The sequence below is a fragment of the Streptomyces sp. NPDC005262 genome, from assembly GCF_042872425.1.
Taxonomy (GTDB): Bacteria; Actinomycetota; Actinomycetes; order Streptomycetales; family Streptomycetaceae; genus Streptomyces.
On sequence record NZ_JBIAKK010000001.1, the window covers coordinates 627,062 to 642,869 of the forward strand.

The following is a 15,808-nucleotide window of genomic DNA, read 5'->3' on the forward strand; positions in this document are numbered from 1 at the left end:
TGCGGGGTGCCGTGCCGTATGGCGTGGTGTTGCGGTGCGGCAAGCGGATCAGCCGTGGATCGGTCGGCTCGTTCAGCTCAGGACGGCGAGCGCGTCGATCTCGATCAGCAGGCCCTTGGGGAGGCCGACGTAGACCGTCGTACGGGCGGCGGGGGCCTCCTTGAGGTTCTGCTCGCCGAAGTACGTGTTGTAGATCTCGTTCATCTCCGCGAAGTGGTCCACGTCCGTGAGGTAGACGCGCATCATCATCACGTCGTCCCAGCTCGCGCCGCCCTCCTCCAGGATCGCCTTGACGTTGGCGAACGTCTGGAGGGTCTGCTCACGCAGCGTCGGACCGGCCGGGGTCGGCGCCTGGCCCTCGACGGCGGGCAGGAAGCCGACCTGGCCGGCGACCTGGAGGATGTTCCCCTTCTTCACGCCGTGCGAGAACTTGGCGGGCGGGGCGGTGTGGGTGCTGGGGGTGAGGGCGGTCTTCTCGGTCATGACGGTTCAGGCCTTCTCGGGTCGGGGGGTGGGCGTGCCGGAGTACTCCCGGGTGATGGCGTCGGCGGTGCGGCGCACCAGCGGGAGCAGTGTGAGGAGTTCCTCGGCCGTGACGACGACGTTCGGCGCGGACACCGACATGGCGGCGACGACCCGGCCGTCCGCGCCGCGGATGGGGGCGCCGACGCAGTTGATGGACTCCTCGTGGCCGCCGAGATCGGTGGCCCAGCCCTGTTCGCGGACGGCGGCGAGCTCCTTGAGGAACGCGCCGGCGTTCGGGATCGAACGGGACGTGTACATGGGGTAGTCGAGCTTCTCGGCGATCGCACGCCGTTCCGGCTCGGTCAGATCGGCGAGCAGCAGTTTGGCGACGGCGGCGACGGTGATCGCGACGGGCTTGCCGATCCGGGAGTACATCCGGACCGGGTAGCGGCTCTCGACCTTGTCGATGTAGAGGACCTCGTGCTCCTCGTACACCGCGAGATGGACGGTGTGCCCGCACCGTTCGTTGAGCTCGACGAGGTGGGGGTGGGCGATCTCGCGTACGTCGAGGTTCTCGACGGCCTCCTGCGCCAGGGCGAACAGGCGGGCCCCGAGGCGGTAGCGCTGGTCCTGCTGGCGGTAGACGAGCCCGTGCTCGTGGAGCGTACGGAGCAGGCGCAGCGCGGTGGACTTGTGGACGCCGAGGCGGTCGGCGACCTGGCCGAGATCGGCGGGGCCCTGGGCGAGGAGCGGAAGGATGCTCAGCGCGCGGTCGACGGTCTGACTCATGGGGTGGATGCCTCCTCGGATGCCCGCTCGGCCGCTGTCCAGCCGGGGCCGAGACGAAGTGTCTCCCAGGCGGCGTCGTCGAGAGCCACCAGCCGGTCGGCGTGGGCACGGGCCGGAGGGTCGGTGAGGTCGCCGGGAACGGTGAGGACGGCGGCGGCCATCAGGTGACCGTGCCGCACGCGGTCCCGTACGGGCAGGTCGCGGAGGGTGGCGGAGAGGAACCCGGCCGCAAAGGCGTCGCCGGCGCCGACGGGGGCGACGACGTCGACCCGGAGGGCGGGGACGGTGGTGACACTCCCGGGCCCGTCGGCGCCGGAGGAGCGGGGTCCCTGGCGGGGTCCCGAAAAGACCGTCGCCCCCTCGGCCCCCCGCTTCACGACCAGTACCCCGGGCTCCGGCAGCGCCGCACGGATCGCCTCCGCGCCGTGCAGCCCCCACGCCTCCTCAGCCTCGTCCTCACCGACGAAGACGAGGTCGGAGCGGCGGGCCAGGTCGAGGAGCACGGCCGGTGCCGCGTCGCCGTCGCGCCACAGCCCCGTCCGGTGGTTAACGTCGAAGGAGATCAGCGGGCGTCCGGGGCGAGGCGCCGTCAGGGAGTGGAGCAGGGACAGGCAGTCCTCGGACAGCGCCGCCGTGATCCCGGACAGGTGCAGGATGCGGCCGCAGAGCGCGGCCTCGGCCGGGACGTTCGCCGGGGACATCGCCGATGCCGCGGAGCCGGCCCGGTAGTACGCGACCTCGTGCGTGTCGGTCGCGCGGTCGGTCGCCGTACGGAAGTAGATGCCTGTGGGGCGGGCCGGGTCGCGCTCGACCGCCGATGTGTCGACGCCGTACCGGGAGATCGCCTCGACCAGATGGTCGCCGAACCCGTCCGCACCGACGCGGCTGACCCACTTCGTCCGGTGCCCCGCCGCCGCGAGCGCGCAGGCGACGTTGGACTCGGCGCCCCCGATCGCACGGCCGAAGGACGGCACGTCGGCGAGGCGTCCGGGCTGCGAGGGCAGGAACGTCACCATGGACTCGCCGAGGCAGACGACATCGCTCGTCGTGGCGGCGTGGGCCGCCCCCGCTGCGGGTCCGGACACTCTGGGCTCCTCGATGATCAGCGTTCAGCGCCGGTGTTCACCATTGACCCGGCGTCGGCTCGGATGTTAGACAGCGTTAAGCGATATGCGCAATGACTGTTGCATATGTTGCAACGATTACTTCTTGAGGAGGCTCCCTTGGCCGCCGACCACCCGGTCACCCCGGCTGGACTCGCCGAACTCGCCGGACTTGCCGACGAACGGGTCGACCACCGCTTCAAGGCACTCCCGCCGGACGCGGACGGCCTGACCGTCGGCGCCCTGGCCGCCGAACGCCGCAACCTTTTCACCGGCGGCTTCACCACCCCGGTGCTCGCCCTGTCCGCCGAGTCGGTCGAGCACAACCTCGCCCTCCTGGAGACGTACGCGGAACGCCACGGCCTCGCGTTCGCCCCGCACGGCAAGACCTCCATGTCCCCGCAGCTCTTCGCCGACCAGCTGAAGCGCGGCGCGTGGGGCATCACCGCGGCCGTCCCGCACCAGGCGCGGGTCTACCGGGCGTACGGCATCCGGCGGATCTTCCTCGCCAACGAGCTCGTCGACACGGTGGCGCTGCGCTGGCTGGCCGGTGAGCTGGCGGCCGACCCGGAGTTCAGCTTCGTCTGTTACGTGGACTCGGTGCGCGGTGTCGAGCTGATGGACGAGGCCCTGCGGGCCGCGGGAGCCTCCCGTCCGGTGGATGTCGTGGTGGAGCTGGGTGCGGGCGAGGGCGCCCGCACCGGTGCGCGTACCGAGGCTGACTGCGCGGCCGTCGCCGACGCGGTGGCTTCGACGGGGACCCTGCGGCTGGTGGGCGTCGCCGGCTACGAGGGCGAGGTGCCGGACGCGTCGCCGGAGCGCGTACGGGAGTGGCTGCGCCGGCTCGTCGCGCTGGCGGCGGACTTCGACAAGGCGGGCCGGTTCGCCGGTGCGGACGTGGTTCTGGTCAGCGCGGGCGGCAGCGCGTGGTTCGACGCGGTGGCCGAGGTCTTCGCGGAGATCCCCGAACTCTCCGTGCCCGTGGTGAAGTTGCTGCGCTCAGGTGCGTACGTCTCGCACGACGACGGTCACTACCGGCGGCTCACACCGTTCAACCGGGTGTCCGAGGAGGGGACGCTGCAGCCGGCCTTCCGGCTGTGGGCGCAGGTCGTGTCGCGTCCCTCCGCCGAGCAGGCGTTCCTCAACGCGGGGAAGCGGGACGCGGCGTACGACCTCGACCTCCCGGAGGCGCAGGTGATCCGTTCCGGGCGCGACGGCTCGGTGCGGGCGGCGACGGGGGTCACGGTCACGGGGCTGTCGGACCAGCACACGTGGGTGCGGACCGAGGCGGGGGCGGAGCTCGAGGTCGGCGACTGGGTGGGGATGGGGCTTTCGCATCCGTGCACATCGTTCGACAAGTGGCAGCTGATTCCGCTGGTCGAGGCGGACGGCACGGTCACGGACTACATCCGCACGTTCTTCTGATCCCTGCGGGGCCGACTCCCCCCACCCCGCTCCTTCCCGAATCCGGGGGCGCTGCCCCGGTTTCGGAGGGGGCGGGGTGGGGCGGGGGAAGCGACACCGTCACCGAAAGGCTGCACAACCATGGACCTCGTCATCCGCGACGCCGGCGTCATCGACGGCACCGGCGCCCCCTCCTACCGGGCCGATGTCAAAATCGCCGAGGGCCGGATCGCCGAGATCCACCCCGAGGGCGCCCCGGGGCCCCGCCCCACCGCCACCCGCACCCTCGACGCCGCCGGCCTCGCCCTCTCCCCCGGTTTCATCGACATGCACGCCCACAGCGACCTGGCCCTTCTCCGCGATCCGGAGCACAGCGCGAAGGCCGCCCAGGGCGTCACCCTGGAAGTCCTCGGCCAGGACGGCCTGTCGTACGCACCGGTCGACGACCGCACCCTCGCCGAGGTACGGAAGGCGATCACCGGCTGGAACGGCGACGGCTCGGACGTCGACTTCGACTGGCGCACGGTCGGCGAGTACCTGGACCGCCTCGACCGCAACTTCGGCGGCCAGGGCATCGCGGTCAACGCCGCATACCTCATCCCGCAGGGCACGGTCCGGATGTACGCGGTCGGCTGGGACGACCGCCCGGCCACCGAGGCCGAGCTGGTCCGGATGAAGGAGCTCGTGGCCCAGGGCATGGCGGAAGGCGCGGTCGGCATGTCGTCCGGCCTCACCTACACCCCGGGCATGTACGCCAAGGACGCCGAACTCACCGAACTGTGCCGGGTCGTGGCGGCGCACGGCGGCTACTACTGCCCGCACCACCGCTCGTACGGCGCGGGCGCACTCGCCGCGTACGAGGAGATGGTGCAGCTCACCCGCGACGCCGGCTGCCCTCTCCATCTCGCCCACGCCACCATGAACTTCGGCGTGAACAAGGGCAGGGCCCCCGAGCTGATCGCCCTCCTGGACCGGGCCGTCGCCGCGGGTGCCGACATCTCCCTCGACACCTACCCGTACACCCCCGGCTCCACGACGCTCGTCGCGATGCTGCCGAGCTGGGCGAGCGAGGGCGGACCCGTATCGGTCCTCGATCGCCTCGCGGACGACGGGACGGCGGAGCGGATCCGGCACCATATGGAGGTACTCGGTTCGGACGGCTGTCACGGAGTGCCGATCGAGTGGGACACGATCGAGATCTCCGGCGTCAGCGTGCCGGAGCTCGCCGGCCATGTCGGCCGTACGGTCGCCGAGTCCGCACGGTTGCGCGGCGAGGAGCCCTGGGTCACCGCCCGCCGCCTGCTCCTCGACGACCGGCTCGGCACGACGATCCTCCAGCACGTGGGCCACGAGGAGAACGTCCGGCAGATCATGCGGCACCGCGTCCACACGGGCGGCAGCGACGGCATTCTCCAGGGCGACAAGCCGCACCCGCGGGCGTACGGCACGTTCCCGCGGTATCTCGGCCGGTACGCAAGGGAGTTGGGCATCCTCTCGCTGGAGGAGTGCGTCGCCCACCTCACCTCGCGCCCGGCAGCCCGGCTGCGTCTGCCCGACCGGGGGTACGTCCGCGAGGGGTACCGTGCCGACCTCGTCCTCTTCGACCCGGAGACGGTGGCGGCGGGCTCGACGTTCGAGGAGCCGCGCACGTTGCCGGTGGGCATCCCGCACGTCCTGATCGACGGCCGCTTCGTCATCGAGGACGGCAGGCGGACTTCCGTGCTGGCGGGGCGAGCGGTCCGGTCGACGCCGTAGCCCTCTCCTCCCGGCACCGCCGCCGGCATGCGGCTCGCGGTGCTCCGAACCCTTCCGCACGCTCCTTCGCCCAGGCCAGGTCGTTCTCGGTCGGGGCGTCGTCCTGGGTCAGCGCGCGCCGCCGGCAACCACTGAACTCCACCGCAGGCCGGGCGGGCCCGCGCTCCTCGACCAGGTGGCGGCGCAGCGCCCGGGAGACGTTCCCCGTCGGGCTCGGTGTGCTGCTGGACGGGATCGAGGCCCGCGGTACGACGCGCGGCTGCGCCGTGAGGCCCGGGGGGGGCCGGGTCCCACGGCGTGCCTCACCGACTACGGCTTGGGCAGCGCGCACCCCGCCCGGCTCAAATCGATCTGGCTGCCGGCACCGATGCACGGCACGATGCCGTAGGTCTCCTGGGCGTAGTTGATGCCCTGGCGGACCGTCACGTTGCCGCTCTCATCGACCTCGCACGGGTTGTTGTCCGTGCACTGCTGTCCGTCCTCGTTACCGGTGTTGTTGACGGCGACGACCTTGCCGGTCGCGTTGTCGATCACCGGGGAGCCGGACGTGCCGCCGATGGTCTGGCAGGCGGAGGTGTAGCGGACCGAGTCCTTCCAGGTCCACTCCCCCTCCTTCAGGCGGTAGACGAAGCCGTCGACATTGCAGCGGTACGTGCGCTTCCAGTAGCCGGAGACGACCGCGATCGCGGTGCCCTGGACCGGGTGCGCGGCGTTGAGCTCCAGCGCCTTGATGCCGTAGGTGCTCTCGATCTGGGCGTAGGTGCGGGTGAGTTGGTACAGCGAGATGTCGGTGTCGGTCATCGTCCCGTACGCGATCTTGCTGGCGCGCAGGGTGCCGACTCCGCTGCCCGCGGAGTTCAGCAGCGTGAAGCTGCGGGTGGACGACCGGTTGAAGACGACCTCACCCGGGCCCGGGAAGCCGGTCTCCATGCAGTGCCCGTTGGAGAGCACGAGAGCCGGGTCGGACGGCAGCGAAGCGGCGGTCCGGACGACGGAGCCGGAACAGTTGCTGAGCGCGACGGTCCCGGCGAAGTTGACGGCCTTGGCCTTGACGGCCTGCGGTGCGGCGACCTTGGCCGTGGGCGCGGCCGTGTCGTGGCTCGTGGCCGCGACAGCGGGGGCCGTTCCGGCTCCGAGGAGCAGAACGGCGAAGAGTGCGCCGACGAGAGGCTTTTTCATGTGGGGGTCCCCTCTGTGACCTCTGTGACCGAAGGGTTCCTTCGGTTTTGTCATGCGCATTGTTAGGGCCGTGCCGGTGCGGAGCAAGAGCCTGTTTTCGGCCTGAGGGCTGTCCCGATGTCTCTGGTGGATCACCGCGCGGCGTCGGATGCGGTGCATCGTAGGGCGGAGGGGCGTCCGCATACTGGATGTATTCGGGCGTTCCGAGCACGCGGCGAGGTGCCGTAGCTGCCGTCGCGCGCCCGCCAGGGATCACGGGACAGCCCTTAGGCTCGTCGCATGGTGCAGAGCAACGCCGAAGATGTCGACGGATACCTGGCCGAGATCCCGCAGGAGCGCCGGGAGGCCCTGGGCAGACTGCGGCAGATGTGCCGTCAGGAGCTGAAGGGGTTCGCCGAGGTGATGGCGTACGGGATGCCCGCGTACGAGCGCAACGGCGTCGGCGAGGTCGCCTTCGCCGGCCAGAAGAACTACATCTCCTTCTACCTGCTGCGCTCCGACGTCCGCGACGCGTTCGAGGACCGGCTGGCCGGACAGGACATGGGCAAGGGCTGCCTGCGCTTCCGCAAGCCGGAGAACCTCGACTACGACCTGGTGCGTGACCTGTTGCGGGCCACCGCCGCCGGACCGGGCACGGTCTGCTGACGGGCCGGCCGGTCAGCCGTACGCCGGTACGGAATCCGGGCCCCTGGTCCCGGCCGGGGCGCCGAAGCGGGCCAGGCAGTGCCAGACCATCTTCAGCGACTGGGTCTCGTAGCGGCCCGTGCGGGCGGCGTCCCCGATGATCCGAGGATCGAGCATGCCGCCCTGCGCGATCTCCGCGCCGAGAGCGACGAACCCCTGCCCCCGGTAGCCCGGATGGCGGCGCAACTCGTCCACCGACAGCCGGAATCCGGCGTGCCACTCCGTGGGGCACGGCAGCCTGCGGGCCACGGCCTCGACGGCGGTGCCCCGGTAGCTCGGATCGAGGACCAGGGCCTCCATGTCGCGGTCCAGCACGACAAGGCCGTGCACCTGCGCCTCGATGTAGTCGTTGAGCGCGTCCTGGGTGTCGGCCTCGGCCAGCTCGATGAGCCGCGTACGGGCCGCGACCCCGAAGTCCGACGGTTCGCCGGCGCTGTCCGGGTAACAGAAGGTGGCGCGCGGCAGGACTTCCGCGGACAGCCTGAAGTGCGCGGACCCGAACCGCGGGGCGGCGCCGACACCCTTGCGACGGAAGTTCAACGCCCCGTACACCGGCCGCTGTTCAGCGGACACCGCGTCGTACGCACCGCCGAAGATCCGGCTCTCCCAGCGCCACCGGTCCCCGCCCGGGTGTGCCGTCAGACCACCGTTGCTGGTGCCGGTGACGAACTGTGAGCGGTAGACGCCGTCCTCGGCCAGCGCCACCAGGATCGGGCGGTCACCCGCCATGCGGTCGGGGTGGAAGTTCAGCGTGAGCGGGAGGGCCGGAGCGAGCGGCGGTCCCGAGGACAGCGAGGCGACATGGTTCAGTGCGCGCGCCTGGGCCGACGAGACATGGAGGTCGGTCACCGGGGCAGTCTGCCGGAAGGCGATCCGCCGTCGCACGCGGATTGTGCGCACCTGGCGCGCCGCGCCCGTGGCAGCCCGCAACCCCGATTGCGTACGGTCGCCTCATGACCACCGACCGCGCCCGCGCTCTCGACCTCGACGCGTACCTCGCCCGCATCGGCTGGACCGGTGAGCGTCGCCCCACCGTGGAGGTACTGCGCTCGGTGCACCGCGCCCACGCACTGGGCATCCCGTTCGAGAACCTGGACCCCGTGCTCGGCAGCGCACCGTCGCTCGCGCTCGCGGATCTGGAGGCCAAGCTCGTACGCGGCGAGCGCGGTGGGTACTGCTACGAGCAGAACACCCTCCTCGCCGCCGCGCTGACCGAGCTCGGTTTCCGGATCACACTGCTCTGCGCGCGCGTGCTGCTGGGGGCCGCGCCGGGGGACGTACGGCCGCGCACCCACATGCTCATGCTGGCCGAGGTGCCGGGCGATCCGACCCCCCGTCTCGCCGATGTCGGATTCGGCGCGAACACTGCACTGCTGGAGCCGATCCCGCTGGTGGCGGACGCGGAACTGCACGACACCCCACGTCGTCACCGGCTCGTGCACGCGCCGCACGACGGCCCGCTGGAGCTGTGGAAGCTCCAGGCCAAGGGCGTGACCGGGGAGTGGGAGGACCAGTACGCGTTCACGCTGGAGCCGTTCCAGGGGCCGGACTACGAGGTCATCAACTGGCACATCGCGACCAACCCGCGCTCCCCGTTCCGGCACCAGCTGTACGTCCAGCGCACCACCCCGGCCGCGCATCTCGCGCTGATGGGCCGCAGGCTCGTGGAGACCACTCCGGACGACACGCGCAAGGAACGGGAACTGGCGGACGGCGACGAAGTGCTTCGGGTCCTCGCGGCCGACTTCGGCATCCGCCTCCCGGAGGGCACCCGCCTGCCGGAGTGAACGCACCCGGCAGCGGGCCGGGGCCCGCGGCCGGGTCCGGCCCGCCTCCCTCACGTGGCGCATCTCACCGGTCCGGCCCGTCACACCCCTATTCCAAGCCCCGCTCCCGCCCCCGCCAGGGGTTCCCACAGTCCGGGGCGGAGCGCACATGGCGATGGAAGACGCGGCGGGCGGGCGGCGCTACCCGGGTGGGTCAACCTGCGGGAAATCCCCGCGCAGCCGGTGAAACACCGCCGTAAGCTCGCTGACATGCAGGTCATCCAGTCCACGAAGCTCGCCAATGTCTGTTACGAAATCCGGGGCCCCGTGCTCGAGGAGGCCATGCGGCTGGAAACGGCCGGTCACCGCATCCTCAAACTGAACACCGGCAACCCTGCCGCGTTCGGGTTCGAGTGCCCGCCCGAGATCCTCGAAGACATCCTGCGCAACCTTGCCGGGGCGCACGGCTACGGTGACGCGAAGGGCCTGCTGTCGGCGCGCCGCGCGGTGATGCAGCACTACCAGACCAAGGGGATCGACCTCGGCGTCGAGGACATCTACCTGGGCAACGGCGTCTCCGAGCTGATCCAGATGTCGATGCAGGCGCTGCTCGACGACGGCGACGAGGTACTCGTACCCGCTCCGGACTATCCGCTCTGGACCGCCTCGGTGTCGCTGGCCGGCGGTACGGCGGTGCACTACCGGTGCGACGAGCAGGCCGACTGGATGCCGGACCTCGCCGACATCGAGCGGAAGATCACCGACCGCACCAAGGCGATCGTGATCATCAACCCGAACAACCCGACGGGTGCGGTCTACGACGACGAGATGCTGCGCGGGCTGACGGAGATCGCCCGGCGCCACAACCTGGTCGTCTGCTCCGACGAGATCTACGACCGGATCCTGTACGACGGAGCGACCCACACCCCGACCGCGGCCATCGCACCCGATCTGATGGTGCTGACCTTCAACGGGCTCTCCAAGAACTACCGGGTCGCCGGATACCGGTCGGGCTGGCTGGCCGTCTGCGGCCCGAAGGCGCACGCCTCCTCGTACATCGAGGGGCTGACCGTCCTCGCCAATATGCGGCTCTGTGCAAATATGCCGTCGCAGCACGCGGTGGCCACAGCACTCGGCGGGCGGCAGTCGATCAACGACCTGGTGCTGCCGGGCGGCCGCATCCTGGAACAGCGTGACGTCGCCTACGACCTGCTGACGCAGATCCCCGGGGTCACCTGCGTGAAGCCGAAGGGGGCGCTGTACCTCTTCCCACGGCTCGACCCCAAGGTCCACAAGATCAAGGACGACCGGCAGATGGTCCTCGACCTGCTGCGGGCCGAGAAGATCATGGTCGTGCAGGGTACGGGGTTCAACTGGCCGGAGCCCGATCACTTCCGCATCGTGACGCTGCCCTCGACCGAGGATCTGACGGACGCCGTCCAGCGGATCGGGAACTTCCTGGACGGATACAGCCAGCCCTGACCATGGTGGCGGCACGCAATATCGGATCGCAGACAACTTTAGACTGATTCCAAGCTAGGATGGTTCCAAGCAACACCAGGAGGCCATCCATGTACGAACCGATCCGCACCAAATCGGTCCACACACCGGCCGACCACGCCGACGACTTCCCGCACCGCTCCCGCGAGGAGGAGCTGGACATCCAGCTGGCCGGACACCTGGCCGCACTCCTCGCGGTCACCGACGAGCTCGGCCTCGGCGAGGCGGGCGACCGCATCGCCGAGCAGGTCGCCCGGCTGCGCGGCGCACCTCCCGCCCGGCACGCCGGCCTGACCGACGCAGCACCGGGCACGCTCCACCGCCGCGCGCACGCCCTCGCGGGCCGCGCGCTGGTGGTGGCCGCATCCCGCGCCGACACCGCGGCCGCGATCCTCGCGGCCGAGCGGATGGACGCGCACACGGCGGCGATGACCGCCGCGACCGCCCCGCCACCCGCCGCCGGGCCCGCGCCCGTACGGCTGGTCGGCGCCCTCTGACGGCCCCGGTCCACGGGCCGCGGAGGCGCGTGGACCGGGCGCCACACATCTGGCACCGGATGTTCCCGTTGCGTACTGGGATGGGCACTTCACCTTCCGTCCACCCAACTCCGTCCGGAATGTGGGTTTCCGCGAGCACGCTGCCTGTGTGAGACGCATCGTGGGAATCGTCCTGGCGGTGCTGCTGATCGGCGGAGTGGCAGTAGCCGTCGTAGCAGGCCGCGACAGCAAGGACACGAGCACGGCAACGAAGACCGTGCGTGGAGTGATCGGGTCGGAGAAGGCGGAGTTCTTCGCCGATCCCGAAGTGGTGAAGGCCCTGGCTGCCAAGGGGTTCACCGTGAAGGCGGAGACGTCCGGGTCCTGGGCTATGGACCAACTACCGCTGAAGGACTACGACTTCGCGTTCCCCGGCTCGAAGGCGCCCGCCGACGAGCTGCAGCGCAAGTCCTCCCTCAAGGGCGGACCGATCCGGCCCTTCTACTCGCCGCTCGTCGTCGTCGCCCACCGCGGCGCCGCACAGGTGCTGGCGGACAACGGGCTTGCGACGCTGAGCGGCAAGTCCAGCGGAAAGCTGCTCATGGCTCCGTATCTGAAGGCCGCGAAGGCGGACCGGACCTGGCAGCAGCTCAAGGGAGCTGGAAAACATGCCGAGTTGACCGGCACGGTGTTCATCACGAGCACCGACCCCGTGGCGTCCAACTCCGGCGCGCTCTACCTCGCCGCCGCCTCGTACGTCGCCGACGGCGGCCGGGTCGCCGCCGACGAGGCCGCGATCGACCGCACAGCGCCGCTGCTGAAGAAGCTGATCCAGGTGCAGGGGGCGCAGCAGACCAGCAGTGACGCACCGTTCCGGGACTTCATCAGCGGAGTCGGCAATCCGCTGGTCCTGGTGTACGAGTCGCAGGTCGCCTCGCTGCTGCTGCAGAAGCAGGAGCTCGGGGATCTGGTCGTCCTCTATCCGGACACCACCGTCTCCAGCGACCACACCCTCGTACCGCTGACCGACTCGGGACGGCAGTTCGGCGAACTGCTCTCCACCGACCGGCGCCTGCGCGAGCTCGCCGTACGGCACGGCTTCCGCCCCCAGGGCGCGGCGGCCGAGTTCACCGCCGCGACCGCCGGTCACACCGACTACATCGACCAACAGCTGACCGGGATCCGCCAGGCGCCCGTGCCCACCGCCACGGTGCTGCGCACGATGGCCCGCCGGACCCGCGGCTGATGACCCACGCTTCCCGGGAGACCACACCCATGACCGAAGCCGAGCCGCAGCCGCTCGTCCTCACCCCGCCCGAGCCCGTCGCCCCCGTCCGTACCGAGCAGGCCGCCGGTCTCGTCCCGGTCGACGACTCGGTGCGCACGGAGATGACGCGACGCGCCACCGAGTACGTCGGCAGTCTCGCCGGACTCGACGCCCGCTCGCCCGAGTTCACCACCAGGATCGGGGAGATCGCCGCCCTCGGGCAGGGCGACATCCGCAGCGCTGCCCAGCAGTCCAACCGGATGCTGGACCGTACGGTCCGCGAGCTCTCCGCCGGGTCGGGGGACGGGGACGCGCAGTCGAGGGTCGGCGCCTCGCTCGTCGAGCTGCGCCGCACCGTCGAGGACCTCGATCCGCGCGACACCCCCGGCCGCGGCGCCCGCCGGCTGCTGGCGAAACTCCCCGGCGGCAACAGGCTGCGCGACCATGTCGCGAAGTACGCCTCCGCACAGTCCACCCTCAACAGGATCGTCGGCTCGCTCCGCGGCGGCCAGGACGAACTGCGGCGCGACAACGCCGCTCTGCACACCGAACGCACCCGGCTCTGGGAGACGATGGGCAAGCTCCAGGAGTACGTGGTCCTCACCGAGGCCCTGGACGGCGCCGTCGAGCAGCGCATCCGGGCTACGGAGGCCGCCGACCCCGTGCAGGCGGACGCCCTGCGGGCCGATGTGCTGTTCCCGGTACGGCAGAAGCACCAGGATCTGCTGACCCAGCTCGCGGTCTGCGCGCAGGGGTATCTGGCGATGGACGTCGTACGCCGCAACAACGAGGAGCTGATCAGGGGCGTCGACCGGGCCGCGACCACGACGGTCTCCGCGCTGCGGATCGCCGTGATGCTGGCATCGGCGCTGGAGAGCCAGCGCAAGGTGAGCGAACAGGTGCAGGTGCTGCGCTCCACGACGGAGGATCTGATCCGCGGCAATGCGGAGATGCTCGCCACGCAGAGCGGCGAGATCCAGCGGATCGCCGCCGACCCCGCGGTGGGTGCGGAGACCCTGCGGACGGCGTTCCAGCAGATCTACCGGACGCTGGACGCGATCGACACGTACAAGGTGCAGGCGACCGAGTCCATGGCGGCGACCGTCGAGTCGCTGACGGCCGAACTCCAGCAGGCGAGCAGCCACTTGGAGCGCAGCCGCTCCGCGGGCGCTCTCGAGGGCGGTGGTCTCGGATGACGGGCCGGCTGAGAAGGCTGCGGCGCCGGGTGTCGCGCACACTCGCGTCGCTGCTGGCCGCCGCGGTGCTCGTACCGCTGGCGGCGTGTTCGGCGGCGGACGGCCCCGCACCGCCCGGGAGGAAGGATGACGGCGCTCCTCGGACCGGGACGCTGCGGGTGCTCGCATCCAGCGAACTCGCCGATATGAAGCCGCTGTTGGAGCAGGCAAGGAAGGCGACCGGGATCACCGTGCGGCCCACCTGGACCGGGACGCTCGACGCCGTCGAGCAGCTCGGGTCCGGGAAGGCGGACGGGGCGTACGACGCGGTGTGGCTGTCGTCCGACGACTATCTGCGGCTCCATCCGGACGCGGCGAAGCGAATCACTTCCGAGACCCCGCTGATGACGTCACCGGTCGCCCTCGGCGTCAAGCCGTCGGTGGTGAAACGACTCGGCTGGGACCCGTCGGACGTCACCTGGACCCAGGTGCACCAGGCGGTCGCCGGCGGGCGGCTGACCTACGGCATGACGGATCCGGCTCGTTCCAACTCCGGTTTCTCCGCACTGGTTTCGGTCGCCTCGGCGCTGTCCGGCGCCCAGTCCGCGCTGACCGACGCCGATGTCCGCAAGGCGGACGGGAAGCTGAAGGAGTTCTTCGGCGGGCAGCGGCTCACCTCGGGTTCGTCCGGCTGGCTGGCCACCGCGTACACCCGGCGCGGCACGGTCGACGCGCTGATCAACTACGAGTCCGTGCTGCTCTCCCTGAACCGGGACAGCCACACCGGGCTCACCGTGATCCGCCCGCGCGACGGTGTGGTGACGGCCGACTACCCGCTGAGCCTGCTCTCCGCCGCCTCGGCCGACGCCAAGGACGCGGTCCGCGCCCTGACCTCGTACCTCCGCTCCCCCGCCGTGCAGCGGCAGCTGACCCGGGAGACGTTCCGCCGCCCGGTCGTCGCCTCCGTCCGGCCAGCGGCGCCACTGGCCACCGAGGCCCGTCGGGAACTCCCTTTCCCCGGTTCGCGATCCGTCGCGGACGGACTGCTCGACAGTTACGAGAACAAGCTCCGGCGGCCCTCGCGCACCGTGTACGTACTGGACACGTCCGGGTCGATGCGGGGCGAGCGGCTACGGAAGCTGAAGACGGCGCTGACCGGGCTGACCGGGGACTTCCGGGAACGCGAGGAGGTCACGCTGCTGCCGTTCGGATCGTCGGTGAAGCGGGCACGCACGCACACGGTCGATCCCGCCGACCCGCGGGCCGGCCTCGCGGCGATCAAGGCCGACACCGCCGCCCTGACCGCGAGCGGCGAAACTGCGATCTTCTCGAGTCTGGAGTCGGCCTACGACCGGCTGGGGCCTGACACCGAGTCCGCGTTCACCTCGATCGTCCTGATGACGGACGGCGAGAACACGACGGGCGACTCGGCCGACGACTTCGCCGCCTTCTACCGTTCGCTCCCGGCGGCGCGTCGCGTCACCCCCGTCTTCCCGGTCGTCTTCGGGGACTCGGACCGTGCGGAACTGGACGCGATCGCCTCCCTGACCGGCGGCCGGCTCTTCGACGCGACGAAGGACCAGGGGCCGGGCTCCCTGGACGGGGCATTTGAGGAGATCCGTGGCTACCAGTAGAGCGCCGGGCCGGGTCCTGGCGTACGTCGAGTCCCGCAAGAACCTCACCGGGAGCGCGTGCGGGATCGCCGGGCTCGCGCTCACCTTCACGGGACTGGCGGGTGCGTACTGGCCGGTGGTGATCGTCGGGCTGTACGGCGCGGGCGCACTGATCGCCCCGCCCGAGCGGCCGCCCGCCCCAGCCTTCCCCGATCCGACGTCACAGCTGGAGACGGTGCGGGCCGACTTCGCGACCCTGCGGGAGTATCTGGCCGAAGTGGAGCTGCCGCCCGCCGCGTCCGGGCGGCTCGTCGAGCTGACCGGGCTGCTGGAAGGGCTGCTCGCACCCGGCTGGGTCTCCGAGGCCCTCGCCACCGACCCGGAAGCCATTCACGCCCTGTCCCGAGCCGTGCACCAGGACATCCCGGAATCCGTCGACACATATCTGCGGACCCGCTGGTGGACGCGGCTGACGCCGGGCACCGAGCCGCCCGAGCGCCCGCTCGAACAGCAGCTGTCGCTGCTGCACCGGGAGGCGGAGGCGCTCGCCGCGGGACTGCGGGAGGCGGAGGCGCGCCGGCAGCAGACGCACACGCGGTATCTGGAGGACCGCGGCCGGTCGGACTGAGCCC

15 protein-coding genes and 1 pseudogene are annotated in these 15,808 nt (G+C 71.0%); 10 read left to right on the plus strand and 6 right to left on the minus strand.

The features are described from left to right. Nucleotides 1-72 precede the first annotated feature (72 nt). The 3 genes from ACFYP5_RS02720 to ACFYP5_RS02730 are packed head-to-tail and all read right to left on the minus strand — an operon-like array spanning nt 73 to nt 2,339. Complete coding sequence (locus tag ACFYP5_RS02720) at nt 73-483, minus strand: RidA family protein (RefSeq protein ID WP_328905540.1); 411 nt, start codon at nt 481-483, stop codon at nt 73-75. A gap of 6 nt (nt 484-489) precedes the next feature. Beyond that, nucleotides 490-1,254 (minus strand): IclR family transcriptional regulator, encoded by a 765-nt coding sequence (locus ACFYP5_RS02725; protein ID WP_389029620.1) that lies wholly within the window; start codon nt 1,252-1,254, stop codon nt 490-492. Then, the gene (locus ACFYP5_RS02730; protein ID WP_389029623.1) at nt 1,251-2,339 is read right to left on the minus strand and encodes a sugar kinase; all 1,089 of its coding nucleotides are present in this window, start codon (nt 2,337-2,339) and stop codon (nt 1,251-1,253) included. The genes ACFYP5_RS02725 and ACFYP5_RS02730 overlap by 4 nt, the downstream gene beginning before the upstream one ends. 138 nt (nt 2,340-2,477) lie before the next feature. Here ACFYP5_RS02730 and ACFYP5_RS02735 point away from each other — a divergent pair, with 138 nt between their 5' ends. Further along, complete coding sequence (locus ACFYP5_RS02735) at nt 2,478-3,782, plus strand: alanine racemase (protein ID WP_389029626.1); 1,305 nt, start codon at nt 2,478-2,480, stop codon at nt 3,780-3,782. Between the two features lie 120 nt (nt 3,783-3,902). After that, nucleotides 3,903-5,516, plus strand: a complete 1,614-nt coding sequence (locus tag ACFYP5_RS02740) for an amidohydrolase family protein (protein WP_389029629.1) — start codon at nt 3,903-3,905, stop codon at nt 5,514-5,516. A 55-nt stretch (nt 5,517-5,571) separates the two neighbouring features. Here the strand turns inward: ACFYP5_RS02740 and ACFYP5_RS02745 are convergent. Next, a pseudogene (locus tag ACFYP5_RS02745) lies at nt 5,572-5,709 on the minus strand (siderophore-interacting protein); the annotation flags it as partial. Nucleotides 5,710-5,825: 116 nt separating this feature from the next. Further along, nucleotides 5,826-6,695 (minus strand): serine protease, encoded by an 870-nt coding sequence (locus tag ACFYP5_RS02750; RefSeq protein ID WP_389029631.1) that lies wholly within the window; start codon nt 6,693-6,695, stop codon nt 5,826-5,828. 279 nt (nt 6,696-6,974) lie between these two features. Here ACFYP5_RS02750 and ACFYP5_RS02755 point away from each other — a divergent pair, with 279 nt between their 5' ends. Further along, nucleotides 6,975-7,340, plus strand: a complete 366-nt coding sequence (locus tag ACFYP5_RS02755; RefSeq protein WP_389029633.1) for an iron chaperone — start codon at nt 6,975-6,977, stop codon at nt 7,338-7,340. Between the two features lie 12 nt (nt 7,341-7,352). Here the strand turns inward: ACFYP5_RS02755 and ACFYP5_RS02760 are convergent, their stop codons facing one another. Further along, the gene (locus ACFYP5_RS02760) at nt 7,353-8,228 is read right to left on the minus strand and encodes a DUF3626 domain-containing protein (protein WP_389029636.1); all 876 of its coding nucleotides are present in this window, start codon (nt 8,226-8,228) and stop codon (nt 7,353-7,355) included. A gap of 104 nt (nt 8,229-8,332) precedes the next feature. Between ACFYP5_RS02760 and ACFYP5_RS02765 the strand changes: the two genes are divergently transcribed. From ACFYP5_RS02765 to ACFYP5_RS02795, 7 genes are all read left to right on the plus strand, one after another. Further along, the gene (locus ACFYP5_RS02765; protein WP_389029639.1) at nt 8,333-9,166 is read left to right on the plus strand and encodes an arylamine N-acetyltransferase; all 834 of its coding nucleotides are present in this window, start codon (nt 8,333-8,335) and stop codon (nt 9,164-9,166) included. A 249-nt stretch (nt 9,167-9,415) separates the two neighbouring features. Further along, the gene (locus tag ACFYP5_RS02770) at nt 9,416-10,627 is read left to right on the plus strand and encodes a pyridoxal phosphate-dependent aminotransferase (protein WP_030914798.1); all 1,212 of its coding nucleotides are present in this window, start codon (nt 9,416-9,418) and stop codon (nt 10,625-10,627) included. A gap of 89 nt (nt 10,628-10,716) precedes the next feature. Further along, a complete protein-coding gene (locus tag ACFYP5_RS02775) occupies nt 10,717-11,142 on the plus strand; it encodes a hypothetical protein (RefSeq protein WP_389029642.1) in 426 nt (141 codons plus the stop codon). Nucleotides 11,143-11,263: 121 nt separating this feature from the next. Then, nucleotides 11,264-12,367 carry a hypothetical protein gene (locus ACFYP5_RS02780; RefSeq protein WP_389029645.1) on the plus strand — a complete coding sequence of 368 codons (1,104 nt, stop codon included), beginning with the start codon at nt 11,264-11,266 and terminating at the stop codon, nt 12,365-12,367. Continuing rightward, complete coding sequence (locus tag ACFYP5_RS02785; protein ID WP_389029647.1) at nt 12,367-13,584, plus strand: toxic anion resistance protein; 1,218 nt, start codon at nt 12,367-12,369, stop codon at nt 13,582-13,584. The genes ACFYP5_RS02780 and ACFYP5_RS02785 overlap by 1 nt, the downstream gene beginning before the upstream one ends. Beyond that, nucleotides 13,581-15,197 carry a substrate-binding domain-containing protein gene (locus ACFYP5_RS02790; protein WP_389029650.1) on the plus strand — a complete coding sequence of 539 codons (1,617 nt, stop codon included), beginning with the start codon at nt 13,581-13,583 and terminating at the stop codon, nt 15,195-15,197. The genes ACFYP5_RS02785 and ACFYP5_RS02790 overlap by 4 nt, the downstream gene beginning before the upstream one ends. Then, nucleotides 15,184-15,804 (plus strand): hypothetical protein, encoded by a 621-nt coding sequence (locus ACFYP5_RS02795; protein ID WP_389029653.1) that lies wholly within the window; start codon nt 15,184-15,186, stop codon nt 15,802-15,804. Before ACFYP5_RS02790 ends, ACFYP5_RS02795 begins: the two co-directional genes overlap by 14 nt. Nucleotides 15,805-15,808 lie beyond the last annotated feature (4 nt).